General features: G+C 63.1%; 12 protein-coding genes. 3 read left to right on the top strand and 9 right to left on the bottom strand.

Translation table 11 applies throughout. From position 1 onward, the window contains the following. Positions 1-16: 16 nt before the first annotated feature. On the top strand, positions 17-1,402 hold the full coding sequence (locus MA04_RS02585; RefSeq protein ID WP_262459354.1) for a class-II fumarase/aspartase family protein: 1,386 nt from the start codon (positions 17-19) through the stop codon (positions 1,400-1,402). 25 nt (positions 1,403-1,427) lie between these two features. Here MA04_RS02585 and MA04_RS02590 read toward each other — a convergent pair whose 3' ends face one another. From MA04_RS02590 to MA04_RS02600, 3 genes are read right to left on the bottom strand one after another with little or no spacing between them, the layout of a single operon-like run. Next, entirely contained in the window at positions 1,428-1,952 is a 525-nt protein-coding gene (locus MA04_RS02590; protein WP_262459355.1) for an SRPBCC family protein, read from the bottom strand. Positions 1,953-1,992: 40 nt separating this feature from the next. Next, complete coding sequence (locus MA04_RS02595; RefSeq protein ID WP_063140395.1) at positions 1,993-2,322, bottom strand: ArsR/SmtB family transcription factor; 330 nt, start codon at positions 2,320-2,322, stop codon at positions 1,993-1,995. Between the two features lie 44 nt (positions 2,323-2,366). After that, positions 2,367-3,005 carry a DUF2459 domain-containing protein gene (locus MA04_RS02600; RefSeq protein WP_262459356.1) on the bottom strand — a complete coding sequence of 213 codons (639 nt, stop codon included), beginning with the start codon at positions 3,003-3,005 and terminating at the stop codon, positions 2,367-2,369. Positions 3,006-3,121: 116 nt separating this feature from the next. Here MA04_RS02600 and nhaD point away from each other — a divergent pair, with 116 nt between their 5' ends. Then, the gene (gene nhaD, locus MA04_RS02605; RefSeq protein ID WP_262459357.1) at positions 3,122-4,603 is read left to right on the top strand and encodes a sodium:proton antiporter NhaD; all 1,482 of its coding nucleotides are present in this window, start codon (positions 3,122-3,124) and stop codon (positions 4,601-4,603) included. Between the two features lie 87 nt (positions 4,604-4,690). On the opposite strand, the gene MA04_RS02610 is transcribed toward nhaD, so the two are convergent. The 4 genes from MA04_RS02610 to MA04_RS02625 all read right to left on the bottom strand — a co-directional run bounded on the left by MA04_RS02610 (position 4,691) and on the right by MA04_RS02625 (position 9,768). Further along, positions 4,691-4,885, bottom strand: coding sequence for a hypothetical protein (locus MA04_RS02610; RefSeq protein WP_163125114.1), 195 nt, complete (start codon positions 4,883-4,885; stop codon positions 4,691-4,693). Next, positions 4,882-6,024 carry a PepSY-associated TM helix domain-containing protein gene (locus MA04_RS02615; RefSeq protein ID WP_262459358.1) on the bottom strand — a complete coding sequence of 381 codons (1,143 nt, stop codon included), beginning with the start codon at positions 6,022-6,024 and terminating at the stop codon, positions 4,882-4,884. Before MA04_RS02615 ends, MA04_RS02610 begins: the two co-directional genes overlap by 4 nt. A 48-nt stretch (positions 6,025-6,072) precedes the next feature. Then, positions 6,073-8,247: a TonB-dependent receptor gene (locus MA04_RS02620; protein WP_262459359.1), complete on the bottom strand. Its 2,175-nt coding sequence runs from the start codon at positions 8,245-8,247 to the stop codon at positions 6,073-6,075. Between the two features lie 258 nt (positions 8,248-8,505). Beyond that, positions 8,506-9,768, bottom strand: coding sequence for a 6-phosphofructokinase (locus tag MA04_RS02625; RefSeq protein WP_262459360.1), 1,263 nt, complete (start codon positions 9,766-9,768; stop codon positions 8,506-8,508). A gap of 152 nt (positions 9,769-9,920) precedes the next feature. On the opposite strand from MA04_RS02625, the gene MA04_RS02630 reads away from it, so the two are divergent. Beyond that, positions 9,921-10,439, top strand: coding sequence for a hypothetical protein (locus MA04_RS02630; protein ID WP_262459361.1), 519 nt, complete (start codon positions 9,921-9,923; stop codon positions 10,437-10,439). Between the two features lie 136 nt (positions 10,440-10,575). Here MA04_RS02630 and MA04_RS02635 read toward each other — a convergent pair whose 3' ends face one another. Beyond that, positions 10,576-11,481: a response regulator transcription factor gene (locus tag MA04_RS02635; RefSeq protein WP_262459362.1), complete on the bottom strand. Its 906-nt coding sequence runs from the start codon at positions 11,479-11,481 to the stop codon at positions 10,576-10,578. After that, on the bottom strand, positions 11,478-14,819 hold the full coding sequence (locus MA04_RS02640) for a hybrid sensor histidine kinase/response regulator (protein ID WP_262459363.1): 3,342 nt from the start codon (positions 14,817-14,819) through the stop codon (positions 11,478-11,480). Before MA04_RS02640 ends, MA04_RS02635 begins: the two co-directional genes overlap by 4 nt. Positions 14,820-14,941 lie beyond the last annotated feature (122 nt).

Genomic DNA, 14,941 nt, shown 5'->3' on the forward strand with positions numbered 1-14,941 from the left:
GAGAAGGGCTGAGAGTATGACCCAGGCGAATCAGGAAGAACGCGAGAGCCCCGAGGCGCTGTTCGCCATGCCACGGAAAATTCAGGCGTGGTTGGACATTGAAGTGGCGCTGGCTCGCAGCCAGGCGGATCTGGGCATGATCCCGCCATCGGCCGCCGAGGAAATCGCGCGCAAGGGCGATCTTGGTTGCATCGACCTGGATGCGCTACTCCGGGACATGGCGCGGACCAAAGCACCGATTGTTTCCCTGGTGCGCTTTCTGGCCGCGGCCTGTGACGGCGATGCGGGAGATTATGTGCATTGGGGCGCCACCACCCAGAATGTCATGCAGGCCGGGGAAGTCCTGCTGGTACGCGAAGCGCACGGTCGGTTGCTGACGCGATTGGCCACCTGTCTGGATTCCCTGGCGGGGCTGGCGGATAACGGTGCCGCGCAGGTGATGGCGGGCCGTACCCAGCGTCGGCATGCTCTGCCGATCACTTTCGGTTTCAAGGTGGCGACCTGGATTGATGAGCTGCTCCGGCACGAGGAGCGCCTGCGCGCCGCTGAGCCCAGAGTGTTCACCCTGGTGTTCGGGGGCGCGGTCGGGGCGAGGCATTCGTTTGGCGACGAAGGGGAAGCACTCGGCCGGCGCCTTGCCGGACAGTTGGGCCTGGGCTGCTTCGAAGTGCCGAGCCGGTCAGTGAACGACCACATGGTGGAGTATGTATTGCTGCTGGCATTGCTGGCGGCGACCTGTTCCAAGATTGCTCAGGAGCTGTTTGTCCTGATGTCGGAGGAATATGGCGAGGTTTACGAGGAACTGGGCGATCTGGTGGTGGGCAGCAGCACCATGCCACAGAAGGTCAATCCGAAAATTTCCGTTAACGTGATCGCCGTTGCCGCCCAGTTACGGGCTCAGGTCAGCCTGGCGCTGGATGCGGTTCAGGTCAGTCATGAAGGGGACGCGGCTTCCAGCAAAATGCTGTACACCTCTCTGGAAACGGCCTGTCCCCTGGCACTGGAAATGATGGCGTCACTGGTGGAACTGCTGGACAAACTGCGTACCGTTCCGGAAAAAATGCGACGGAACCTGGCGCTGACCGGTGGCCTGATCAACAGTGAGAACGTGATGATGGAACTGGCGCGTCATGGCATGGGGCGCCAGCGGGCCCATGATCTGGTGCACGCGGCATCGCTCGAGTCCCTGCGTGATGGCCGTCCGTTGGACCAGGTTCTGGCGGAGGTGCCTGGTGTTGCCGGCGTGATTCAGGCGGAGCGGCTTGGTGCCGCTTTGCAGCCGGAACAGTATCTGGGCGATTGCGAGAAGCTGGCCCGGCAATTGGCCGGCCGGGCGCGCACCCGGTCCAAACGGATCCGCGCCCGAGTCAAAGGCCAGGAGGCGCCGGCACTTGACCGCTGAATCCATGGCGGTGTCCGCGCTGGAATCAATTGGTCGACAACTGCTTCCGGTAATGGGCTTCCAGTTCAGTGTGCAACGCCCAGAATGATGGCGGTGTGATCTCGTTCAGCTCCGCCACCAAAATCGCCAGATGGGTATGCCAGCCCGTCGCCACGCTGGTTTTTTGCATGCCAGTCAAGCGTTGATGGGTAATCCGCAAGCGCACCTGGTTGTCTTCGGGGGTCAGCTCGAAGGTCACTTCCGAACCGCCTTCTCCCCAGGTGAATGCCAGAAGATGCGGGGCCTCACAGCGGGTAACCGTGCCTTTCAGCACCGCGCCCTCGGCGTCGGCATGGTATTCGGGGGCGGTATCGCCGGGTTCCGACAGTTCATTATGATGAAATTCCAGGGTGACCGCGCCGCCGGCGAACAGTCCCATGGGGCCGGCGGCCAGCCAGCGGGCGCGTTTTTCGGACTCGGTCAGAAAGGCCCAGATCCGTTCCACCGGGCCCGGCAGCAGCCGCTCCAGTGTCAGAGTGTCGGGTTTGGTCAGCTTGGCGTAATCATCCATGGTGTTCTCCTGAAGAGTGGGGCCCGGGTCGGGTTGAAGGTCAATCGCCCTGGCGCAGGGCCTGTTCCAGAGCGTCCAGCCGTTCGCTCCAGAACGCCTGATAATGGCGTAGCCAGTCCATGGCCCCGGCCATGGGAGCGGCATTCAGCCGGCAGACGTGGACGCGCCCTTGCTTTTCCCGGGTCAGCAGTCCCGCCTGTTCCAGCGCTTTGATGTGCTTTGAGGCACCGGCCAGGCTCATGGAGAAAGGCGCCGCCAGCTCTCCCACCTTGCGCTCACCATCAGCGAGCAGTGCCAGCATGGCGCGGCGGGTGGGGTCGGCCAGGGCCTGGAAAACGGCATCGAGTGTGTCGGGATTATTGTTAACCATGTGGTTGAATATGGGGATGGGTGTTTTAATTGTCAACCAAAAGGTTAATTATTTTCAGGAAGGCGCCGGCCGTTTCGGTGGCCCGCATCACAGGTCGCCGGCAGTGCTTTGAGCTGACGCATCAGGCCGCCAGCGGTGAGGGTCCCGCGTATTGGCGCTCCGGCTTGCCGCAGCCGTTGCGAGCTCCAGCGATTGCAGGTGCGGCCGAGCCAGAAGGTGCCCTCGGCATGGAAGAACAGGCTGGCGCCGTATAAGCCGGGACCCTCCGTACGTACCGTTCCGTCCGTGTTCCGCTGAAAGTCCGCCGCCAGTGCCCGGGTCAGGCGGTGCCAGTGATCCGGTGACGGGCACAGGGCGGCCAGATCCTTGTGCGGCAGTTGCGCCGGATGCCGTTCCAGAGCCACCACGTGCAGCACGCTGTCGGTGGGCCAGAACAGGGCTTTGAGCAGACGCGGAACACTGTCGTTGTGTTGGTAGAAGTCGGCGTCGCCCCAACCGAACTCGTAATAGCCGGTATCCGGCAGATGATCGCGCAGAAACCGCAGATGAGGGTCGAGCTTGTCAGCGGGTACCACCAGACCGGTATGCCAGCGGTGCCGCACCACCAGCAGAGGTTCTGCGTGGTCGGCGTGGGCCGCCGGCACGGCAAGGATCAGCAAGACAGTCGCCAACAAGAGCTTCATGATCTGGCGGGTTCCGTTACGGAACGGTCCCATATCAATACTGGAAGACACCAATCCATGGTAGCATCGCCCCGCTTTGTTTCCGTGCGCGTATCTCTGATTCAGAAAGGCTTGTCATGTTGAGACCTCTGGACATCTCCCAATATCGATTCCTTCCCGGCGGAGCAGGCCGGATCCTGTTCGCCATCCTGGCTCTGCTGTTTGCTCCCGGTGCCCTGGCCGCCACTGGCGGCCTTGATCTGACCGGCTCGGTGGCCGGGTTCATTGCCCTCACCATCTTCGTCCTCGCCTATGCCCTGGTGATGGCCGAAGAAAAGCTGCACATGCGCAAGTCCAAGCCGGTACTGGTGGCCGCCGGTATTATCTGGGCGTTGATCGGCTGGGTTTACGTCCAGTCCGGCATGCCCGATGAGGCCGAGCATGCGTTCCGCCATACCCTGCTCGAATTCACCGAACTGATGCTGTTCCTGCTGGTGGCGATGACCTACATCAACGCCATGGACGAGCGCCGGGTGTTTGATGCCCTGCGTGCCTGGATGGTGCGCAAGGGGTTCAGCTACCGGCAACTGTTCTGGATCACCGGTATCCTGGCCTTTCTGATCTCGCCGGTCGCCGATAACCTGACCACCGCGCTGTTGATGTGCGCGGTGGTGACGAAGGTGGCGGAAGGGGACAAACCCTTCATCAACGTGGCTTGTATCAATATCGTGGTGGCCGCCAACGCCGGTGGCGCCTTCAGTCCGTTCGGCGATATCACCACTCTGATGGTGTGGCAGGCGGGCCTGATTCATTTCACTGAATTCTTCGATCTGCTGATCCCGTCGCTGATCAACTATCTGATCCCGGCGGTGGTAATGAGCCTGTTCATCAAGAGCCGTAAGCCCAGCGGCGTGAAGGAAGAGGTCGAGCTCAAGCGCGGTGCCCGTCGTATCATCGCTCTGTTCCTGCTCACCGTGGCCACCGCGGTGGCCTGTCACTCCGTGCTGCATCTGCCGCCGGTGCTGGGGATGATGACCGGTCTGGGCTATCTGCAATTCTTCGGTTATTTCCTGCGCCGGACCCTGCCGCGCTCCTTGGAGAAGAAGCGCCGCCATTACCTGCGCCGTGGTGATGACAAACGCCTGTCTCAACTGGGCAGCATCGTGCCTTTTGATGTGTTCAATCGTGTGGCGCGGGCGGAGTGGGACACCTTGCTGTTCTTCTATGGCGTGGTGATGTGCGTGGGCGGCCTGGGCTTCATGGGTTACCTGGGCATGTTATCCGAGGCTCTCTATACCGGCTGGAACGCGACCTGGGCCAATATCGCTTTGGGCCTTATTTCCGCGGTGGTGGACAATATTCCGGTGATGTTCGCGGTGCTGACCATGGAGCCGGAAATGTCCCACGGCCACTGGTTGCTGATCACCCTCACCGCGGGCGTGGGTGGCAGCCTGCTGTCCATCGGTTCCGCCGCCGGGGTGGCGCTGATGGGGCAGGCACGAGGCCTTTACACTTTCATGGGACACCTGAAGTGGAGCCCGGTGATTGCACTGGGCTATATCGCCAGTGTGCTCGCTCACCTGTGGCTGAACGCGGAAAGCTTCACCGTTTTCAACTAATTGAAGCCCTTCCCGCCGGAATCGCGGCCCTTGTTCCACACAAAGGGCCGCCCTTCGGCAGGTTCCCACAGCGGCTGCCTGGCGCGGTCAGCGCCGTCTTTTCATCGCCCATCCGATCATCACCACCGGCACCGCCAACCCCACCCACGACACCACATCCAGGACGCCATCTCCCAGTAGCGCCGCGACCAGGCCGATCAGGCTGGTGAGGGCGATCAGCACAGGCACCGCGAAAATGCGCGCCGGCGTATTGTGGCGCCGGTTGGGTGACAGCCGGCTCATGAGGCGCCTCCCGTGGGGGACGCTTGTGTCTGGCGGTGTGCCGCGCCCGCGACGGGGGAGCGGCGGGCGAGCCATAAGTAAAGGCCACTGATCAGCACCACGATGGTGATCACGTCGAGCAGCGCCCAGAGGATTTTCAGCGGCAAACCGCCGTAATCACCGAAATGCAGCGGTCCGGACAGTGCCAGGGTTTTGTTGTACCAGGGCATTTCGCGCATGGCCGCGAACGCTCCGGTGCGGGCGTCCACCAGTGCCGGCGTGACGATGTGAGAGGTCAGCGGTGTGTTGCCGTGCAGAAACACCGCGTAGTGATAGTCCGTGGACCAATCGCCGCCGGGGAAAGCCACGAACTGCAAGGTCATGTTCATGGCGGCTTCCTGAGCCTGGGCCACGGCGTCGTCCAGGGAAGCCATCTCCTGGGGAGTGGGCACGGTAGCGCCCTGATAGCCGGCGGTGAGATCGGCCAGGGACCGGTTCTGCCAGGTTTCCAGGATCGGGGTGGCAAGGGTGTTGACCACGCCAGTGAGGCCCACCACGGTGAGCCAGGCCACGGTAACGATGCCGAGCAGGTTGTGATAGTCCAGCCATTTAAGCCGCTTTGAGCGGTTGTATCGCAGCGTGCCGAAGTCCAGTTTGCGCATGAACGGGGCGTAGAGCACCACGCCGGAAACGATGGCGAGCACCAGCAGTACCCCCATGGCGCCCAGGAATAACATGCCGGGCAGGCCCAGGAACAAATCGGTGTGCAACTGCAGAATGAAATCCATGATACCGCCTTCGTGCCCGGGCACCACCTCGCCGCTGGTGCGGTCGAAGGAAGCGAAATGCATGTCGCCGGCGGCGGCGTCCGGGGTGGGGCCGGTGGTGACGTTGACCACCGGCCGGTCGGTATCGAAGCTCATGAACAGGGGCACTTCGCCAGGGCGGTGGGCGAGGGCGGCGTCGAGTAACTGATCCAGAGACAGTAGGGGACCGTCCGGATTGGCGGGTTGCCAATCGCCGCTGTCCGTCAGGGCGTCGATCTCATCATGAAAAATCAACGGCAGGCCGGTGAGGCACAGCATCAGCATGAAGGCGGTGCAGATCAGGCTGGTCCACTTGTGGATGGCGGACCAGAGCGTCAGGGTTTTCTGTTTCATAGCGGAGAGCTGCCTGGGCGCCCGGGGCGGGGCGCCTGGGTTGTCGGGTTAGTAGTCGAGGGTCGCCGACAGCAGGACCGTGCGGGGTGCGCCGACGGTCAGGTAGCCGTAGCCCGGGAAGCCACCCGCCGATGCCCAATAGTCCTCGCCAGTGACGTTCTCCACCCGTCCACGCAGGGTCAGGAACATGGAGTCGCTGAGGGCGATCAGATAACGGGCGCCCAGATCCAGGCGGGTCCAGGAGTCGACTTTCTGGGTGTTGGCCTCGTCCGCATACTGCGAGCTGGTGTAGATCACCCGGCCGTCCAACGCCAGATCCGGCAGTTGTGGAACCCGGTATTCCAGATTCAGGTTGGCCTGGGTTTCCGGTGAACCGATGGCGTCGTTGCCGTCCACATCCGCGTCCAGGAAGCTGACGCCGCCGAGTACGCTGAGATCGCGGGTGAGATTGCCATAGGCCATCAATTCCACGCCCGTATTTTCCTGGTGGTCGACGATCTCATAGACATTGGCGGAGTTGAGACCGGCTATGGGGATGCGGCTGCGGAAAACCGTGACACTGCCTCCCAGGCGGTCGCGATCAAATTTGACCCCCACTTCCTGCTGTTTGGTTTCATAGGGTTCCAGTGCTTCGCCGGTGTTCACCGCGCCACTGTTGATGCCCGCGCGCCCGCCTTTTTGCAGGCCTTCGATGTAGCTGGCGTAGAGCGAAACGGACGGCGTGAGTTTGTACAGCACACCGGCCGATGGGGTAAAGGTGCTGTCGTCGTAGCTGGCGTTAGCGAGGCGATCGCCGCTGTCGTAGTCGTAGCTATAGTCCTTGAGTGTTTGATAGCGGCCACCAAGGGTGACCAGCAGGCGTTCGTTCAGCATCGATAGCTGGTCGGCGATGGCGATGCTCTGGAAGCGGGTTTTGATGGTGCGGCCGGGACTGTCGAGGTCGCCGCCAGAGAAGGAATCAGCAGGCGGACGGGCGACATCGGAGGGCTGATAAATATTGCCGGGTACGCTGGCGTCTGACATAGCGTAGGCGTTCTTCGACTTCAATTCATAAGTGGAGCCGGACACGCTGACGGTATGGCCGATCGCTCCCGTATTGAAGGTGAAACGCACTCCCGTTTCGCCGGTGATGACGCTATCTTCCCGGGCCGTATCGAATCGGCTTGCCGTATAGTTGCCACTGGTGTTGTTAACCGTGGGATTGGCGAAGGTGGAATTCTCTTCGCCCTGCCGGGCACCGAGTGCGGCCCAGGCGGTGATGTTATCGGCGAAGTCATATTCGGCGCGCAAGGTGCCGAATAAGTCGTTGGAGTCCGAATAGGTCCAGGACTGGCCGAGGGATTCGTCGGCGTCCGGGGCATCCAGAATCGGTACACCAGGGGCGAAGGTGACATTCGGTTGCCCACCGTCGATACGATGCTTCTGGAAACCCAGGTCGGCGGAGACGCGCAGGGCGTCACCGCGATAATCCAGGCCGATATGGGCCATGGACAGCTCCGATTCCTCGCCGTCCACGGCGGTGTCACCGTCACGGCGGGCGGCGTTCACACGAATGCCGAAGCGGCCGTCGTCGGAGCGGTTGGCCACATCGGCGGCAACCATGGCTTGACCGCCGCTCTGTACTCCCAGCGTGATCTGGTTGATCGGCTCGTTGGGGGCGCGTTTGGGCAGCACGTTGACGCCGCCGCCAAGGCCACTGCCACCGGGAGCGGCGCCTTTGAGGAAGGTATTGGCGCCACGGAACACCTGCACCCGCTCGACGAATTCCGACGCCAGGTACTGGCGCGGCAGCAGACCGTACAGGCCGTTGTAGGTCATGTCATCGGAATACACCGGCAGGCCGCGCACCAGATACACCTGCTGGTAATTGCCGAAGCCCCGGGCCACCCGCACCGCCGGATCGTTGAGCAGTATCTCGCCGACACTGGCGGCCTGCTGGTCCTCGATCAATTGCTCGGTGTAGCTGGTGAAGCTGTACGGCGTCTCCATCACCGACTGGCTGCCGAGAATACCGACGGAGCCGCCTTCCGCCACCTGGCCGCCCGCGTACGCCTTGCTCAGGCCCTCGGCGGAAGCGTCGGCGCTGGATTGTACTTCCACTGGCGCCAGCAGATGGGGGCTGCCGCCGTCTTCATCCGAGGTTTGCGCCTGTGCTGTGGGGAAGGCGCCGATGGCAAGCAGGGACAATGAGAGGGAGGAAAGCCGCAAAGTGGTTGGTCGCATGGTGATCCCCGTTATGGTTGGTTGTCCAGGTGAGCAGGGGAATTGTAGCAATAATGAGAATGGTTTGCTTTAGTGGCGAGCCGGTCACCAAGAATATCGCCGCCCCTGGAGCACTGTTGCCCCGTAATTCGCTGGCAAGCCAGCTTCCCACAGAGGAACCACGAAGCCGCTGTGGGAGCTGCCTTGGCGGCGAATATTGTGCGAATACAGGTCAAGCGAGCCAAAGCGGTCCGTGGACCACGATCTCTTCGAGACGGCTTATACCTCGAACTTATCGTTCAGCTTTTTCGCCACCGCGGCCAGTTTCAGCTTGGCGAATTGCGGCAGGCCGTTCTTGTAAGGCGGGTAGGACTCGCCCTCGATCAGCGGCGCCAGATAGTCGCGGGCGGAGGGGGTGATGCCGAAACCGTCCTTGGTGATGAATTTACGCGGCATTTTCTTTTCCACGTTGGCCACCTTCTTCAGCGGCGCCTCACCGATGGTCCAGCCGTACTTCTTGGTTTTCTTGCGCTCAATGGTGGGCATCACCGCGTTCTTGCCGGCCACGGCGAATTCCACCGCCGCGCGGCCCACCGCGTAGGCCTGCTCCACATCAGTGGCGGAGGCGATATGACGCGCCGCCCGCTGCAGATAATCACTGACCGCCCAGTGGTATTTGTAGCCCAGCTCGTTCTTCACCATCTGCGCCAGCACCGGCGCCACGCCACCCAGCTGTTTGTGGCCGAAGGCATCGGTGGTGCCGGCGTCCGCCAGGAAGGTACCGTCGGCGGTGCGGGCCCCTTCCGAGACGACGATGACGCAGTAGCCTACCTTCTTCACCGTCTCGTCCACTTTCTTCAGGAACGCCTGCTGGTCGAAGGCGATTTCCGGGAACAGGATCAGATGCGGGGCGTCCTCGTTCTGTTCCTTGGCGAGACCGGCGGCGGCGGCGATCCAGCCGGCGTGGCGGCCCATCACTTCCATCACGAATACCTTGGTGGAGGTGGCGCACATGCTGGCCACGTCCAGGGCCGCCTCGCGGCAGCTCACCGCGGTGTACTTGGCGACGGAGCCGAAGCCCGGGCTGACGTCGGTGATCGGCAGGTCGTTGTCCACGGTTTTCGGTACGTGAATCGCCTGGATCGGATACCCCATGGTCTTGGACAGCTGCGAAATCTTCAGACAGGTATCGGCGGAGTCACCACCGCCGTTATAGAAGAAGTAGCCGATGTCGTGGGCCTTGAACACCTCGATCAGACGCTCGTATTCGCGCTGGGAGGTTTTCAGGTCCTTCAGCTTGTAGCGGCAGGAACCGAAGGCGCCGCCGGGGGTGTGCTTGAGCGCGGCGATGGCGCTTTTGCTTTCCTTGCTGGTGTCGATCAGATCCTCGGTGAGGGCACCGATGATGCCGTTACGACCGGCATAGACCTTGCCGATCACGTCTTTGTGGGCGCGGGCGGTTTCGATCACTCCCGCCGCGGAGGCATTGATCACGGCGGTAACTCCGCCGGACTGTGCGTAAAAGGCGTTTCTGGACCCCATTGCAAACTCCCTGAGCTGGCCGCGCCGGCGCGGCGGCCTACCGTTGAAATCGCGCGCATTCTAGCGGAAAAGGCACCGGCCTGTCCCCCGGGTTGCTCCCCAGGATGGTGTCCGGCTGCCGGCTCTGGAACAATAGCGCTCCGGGAGGAGATATGAACGCTTTGATTCGCCTGTTCTGGCGCCTGAGTCTGTTTCGCAAGGGGCCGGAGGATATGCCCTATACGCCGCCGCTGCTTGTGATCCTGCTGGTGGCCTGGCTGATCATGCAAGGGCTCAGTGCCAATCTGCAGACTAGCCTGCCCGCCGGCCAGTTGATCGCCGTGCAGTGGATTTCGCTGTCGCTGGTCACCGCCGTGACCACCGCCGCGCTGGCCTTCAAGGGTTTGCTGACACGTTGGGTGCAGACCATGATGGCGCTGCTGGGGCTGGACCTGTTGTTGTCCCTGGTGGCGCTGCCGCTGCTGATCGTCAACATGGCCGCGGCGCAGCCGATTCCGATCATCGACGGCCTCTACTTCATGCTGGTGAGCTGGCAACTGGCGGTGCAGAGCTTTATCTATCACCGTTCCCTGGATGTCAGCCCGCTGCTGGGGCTGGCGCTGGCGTTCTCCCTGCTGATTCTCACCTACATGACGCTGGCGGCGTTCATGCCGGAGGTGCTGAACCGCTAACGCGCCGCCTGGACTACGAAGCCGCTGTGGGAGCTTGCCTGCAAGCGAATCTTGGGGTCCGGAAGCCCATTCGCTTGCAGGCAAGCTCCCACAGCGGCCTTGTAGACATCTCTGCATCCAGGTCTGCAAGAGGCGCCTACACCCCCAGGCACCCCAGCGCCATGGCCGCCGCCGAGGTGCGGTTTTCCACCCCCAGTTTGCGGAACACCTGCTCCAGGTGCTTGTTCACGGTACGCGGGCTCAGGGTCAGGATCTGGCCGATTTCCCGGTTGGTCTTGCCCTGGGCGATCCACAGCAGCACCTGGGCTTCCCGGGGTGTCAGCCGCAACTGGGCGCGCAGGCGTTCCGCGCCTTCCTCCTCGTCGTGCTGATGGATACGGAACAGGAACTCGCCGGCGGTGACCTCGCCCAGAAAACGCAGGCGAAAGGCGGTGTCGCCATCACTGACGGTGTGCAGATCCGACGGTTGCGGCGCCCGGGCCAGCCAGTCTTCGATGTGCCGGGCGAGCAGCGCCAGCCGTTTGTCGCGATTGCCGGTGTCGTCATTAAGCAACTGCTCCGCTTGGGGGGTGGCCCACTGCCAGCGGCCGTCGCGGCCGGTGGAGAAGGCGGCCTGGGCGAAGCGGTCCAGGGCGCTGCGGGCGCTCTGAGTCTGGCGGGCATTGGTCAGATGCACGCGAATGCGGGCGATCAGCTCCGAGGGGCGCACCGGTTTGGTGACATAGTCCACGCCGCCGGCCTCGAGCCCCCGCACCACGTCCTCGGCATCGCTGAGCCCGGTCATGAAAATCACAGGAATGGGCGCCAGCGGCGGCCGGTTTTTCAGTTGCCGGCAGGTCTCGAAGCCGTCCATCCGCGGCATCATCGCGTCCAGCAGGATCAGATCCGGCACCATCTTTTCGGCGATGTTGAGCGCTTGCTGGCCGTCCAGGGCGAGCAGGGCGGTCAGGTCCGCCTGTTCCAGGGCCTGGTGGATCATGCCCAGGGAGTCCGGGGAATCGTCCACCACCAGAACCAGGTCCTTGCGATCGGGTTGGCTCATGGCGCGCGCTCCAGCACTTGTATCACCTGATGGAAATCGAAGCGGCGCAGGGAGGCAGTCAGAGTCTCGGCCAGGGGCGCCGGCAGATGCCGGTCCCGGCGGGCGCGTTCCAGACGTTCCCGCAGCCCCCGCAAGTGACCGATTTCCGCCAGGGCCACCAGCTCGTCACGCAGTGCCTTGTCCAACGGCGGCGCGGGGGCATCCCCGGCCGGTGCCGCCGGCGGGCGGTGTTCCCAGTCCAGACGGAGGTGGCGGGCCAGGATTTCCAACAGCGTGCTCAGTTTGAACGGTTTCACCAGATAGTCGTCGTGCGGACCGTCGTTGAAGGTGTTGGCGCGGGCGGCTTCGCGGGCGTTGGCGGACAGCATCACGATCGGCGCCTGGCAGCCGGCCTGGCGCAGAGCCTGGGTGGTTTGCCAGCCGTTCAGCCCGGGCATGGCCACGTCCATCAGAATCAGATCCGGTGTGCTCTGGGCTTGCATCGCCAGGGCGGTGCGGCCGTCCGGCGCCTCCAGCACCTGAAAGCCCAGTGGCGTCAGCAGATCGCTGATCAAGCCTCGATGGGAGGGATCGTCGTCCACCACCAGCAAGGTCCGGCGTGGGCCCCGGTAACCGTGCACCGGACGGGTTGGTTCGCGGTCCTGGCTGTTGCCGTGCTCGAGGCTGGAGAGCATGACCGAGAGCCGGAATTCGCTGCCTTGTCCCGGGATGCTGCTGACCTGGATGTCTCCGCCCATGATATCGGCGAGCAGCTTGGTGATGGTCAGGCCCAGACCGGTGCCGTGAACCACCGGCATGCCCGGTTTGCGCACCCGTTCGAACGGCCGGAAGATGCGCGCCTGATCTTCCTCGGCGATGCCGACGCCGGTGTCGCGCACGGTGAACTCCGCCACTTGCGAGCGATAGCGGAAGTGCAGAGTGACCCGGCCCCGGTCGGTGAACTTGATGGCGTTGGATAACAGATTGATCAGGATCTGGCGCAATCGTTTCTCATCGGTGGCCACCCATTCCGGAATGCGCCCTTGTGGCATGAACTCGAAGCCGATGCCCTTGTCCTCCGCCTGCAGCCGGAACATGGTCACCAGTTCGTCGATCAACGCCGGTACCCGCACCCGATTGCGGTACAGCTCCAGTCTGCCGGCCTCGATCTTGGAGATCTCCAACAGCCCTTCGATCAGATCGGAGAGATGACCGGTGCTGCGGCGGATGGCGACGATGGCCTCGCGGCGGCTGTCCGGGATGGCTGGGTCGTGCTCCAGCAACTGGGCGTAGCCATAGGCGGCGTTCAAGGGTGAGCGCAGCTCGTGGCTGAGGCCGGTGAGATAGCGGCTCTTGGCCTGATTGGCGGCTTCCGCCAGTTCCTTGGCCTTCTGCAGTTCGCGGTCGGTCTTCTCGTGGGCCTTGATCTCCGCCATTAGGGCGCGGGTTTGCTTCTGGGTTTCTTCTTCCGCCACCCGGCGGCTTTCGTGGGCGAGCACGAACAGCCACGCCACCACACCGCTCATGATCACCAGAATCACGAACAGCTTGGCCAGGGTGGCGGCCAGCACCGCCCGTGCCGGCGGTTCGCCGGCGGCGGCCTGGTAGTAGACCAGCGTCAGAAAGGCGGCCAGCAGTGACGTCACCACCAGCAACAGCCCGAGAAAATGCCCTATGCGGGTGCGCAGGTGGTTGAGGGCACGATCCGGCAGGATGCCCGCGAGCCAGCCCATCAGTTGCTGCTGGAAGCGGGCATCCTGCTTGCAGCTGTCGTGGCAGCGGGCGTCCAGGGAACAGCACAGCGAACAGATCGGCCCGTTGTAGGCGGGGCAGAACGCCATGTCTTCCTGGTCGAAGGCGTGTTCGCAGATACAACAGGGTTTGCCCTCCACCGACTCCGGCCGTGACGGCGGCCGGGCGATGTAGTAGCGCCCTCCGGTGGCCACGGCGATCAGCGGCGCGAAGACGAAGGCGGCGAACAAGGTGATGAACGAGGCCAGCGCCTCGCTGGCGGCGCCCAGCACGCCGGCCTTGCAGGCCAGGCCCACCAGGGTGGCCAGCAGCATGGCACCGCAGCCCACCGGGTTGAGGTCATACAGATAGGCGCGTTTGAACTCGATGTGCCTGGGGCTCAGACCGAGCGGTTTGTTGATCACCAGGTCCGCCACCAGGGCGCCGATCCAGGCCACCGCCACCATGGCGTAACTGCTCAGAATCGACTCGAACGCCCGGTAAATACCGATCTCCATCAGCAGTAAAGCGATCATCACGTTGAATACCAGCCAGACCACCCGGCCGGGGTGGCTGTGGGTCAGGCGCGAGAAGAAATTGGACCAGGCGATGGAGCCGGCGTAGGCGTTGGTGACGTTGATCTTCAACTGCGACAGCACCACGAAAATACCGGCCAGTGCCAGCAGGGTGGCCGGATGGCTGGTGACGTGGGCAAACGCCATCAGGTACATGTGCATCGGTTCCTGGGCCTGGCTTTGCGGCAGGCCGTGATGAATCGCCAATACCACCAGAAAGGAACCGGCCAGTGCCTTGAGGGCGCCGACCACGATCCAGCCGGGGCCGCCAGCGAGCATGGCCGCCCACCAGCGGACCCGGGTGGCGGGGGTCTTCTCCGGCATGAAACGCAGAAAATCCACTTGCTCGCCGATCTGCGCCACCAGCGAGAACAACACCGTGGAGGCGGCGCCGAACAGCAACAGGTCAAAACCGCCATGGCGGGTATCGCCCCCGGGGAACTGGAACCAGCGGTCCAGGGATTGCGGGTCCTGCCAGAGAATGAACACGAACGGCAGCAGCTGCAGGATCACCCAGAATGGCTGGGTCCAGGCCTGGAACCGGGTCAACTGGGTGATGCCGTGGGTCACCAGTGGAATCACCACCACGGAGCTGACTACGTAGCCCAGCGTCAGCGGCAGGCCGAACAGGACTTCCAGGGCCATCGCCATGATGGCCGATTCCAGGGCGAAGAAGATGAAAGTGAAGGATGCGTAGATCAGCGAGGCGATGGTCGAGCCCAGGTAGCCGAAGCCGGCGCCGCGGGTGAGCAGATCAATGTCGACGCCGTCGCGGGCGGCGTAGTAACTGACCGGGATGCCGAGCAGGAAGATGGTGACGCTGAATACGGCGATGGCCCAGGCGGCGTTGGTGAAACCATAGTTCAGGGTGATGGCGGCGCCAATGGCCTCCAGGGCAAGAAACGAAATCGCGCCCAGGGCGGTCAGTGCCACTCTGCCCGGTGACCAGCGCCGGGCGGACTTGGCGGTGAACCGCAGGGCGTAGTCTTCCAGAGTCTGGTTGGCGACCCATTGGTTGTAATTGCGCCGCACCGGAAAGATTCGTTGCTGCATGTCAGCGTCGTTCACCCACCCGAATGGAAGTGGTGCGCGGTTCCGAAACACCGTGCACAGCGTCAAAGCCTCTTTGAATCAACGTTCTTCAAACAGAAAGAAGCAGGATTCGTGCCCAACTT

It is taken from the genome of Alloalcanivorax balearicus MACL04 (genome assembly GCF_025532145.1).
In the GTDB taxonomy this organism is placed as follows: domain Bacteria; phylum Pseudomonadota; class Gammaproteobacteria; order Pseudomonadales; family Alcanivoracaceae; genus Alloalcanivorax; species Alloalcanivorax balearicus.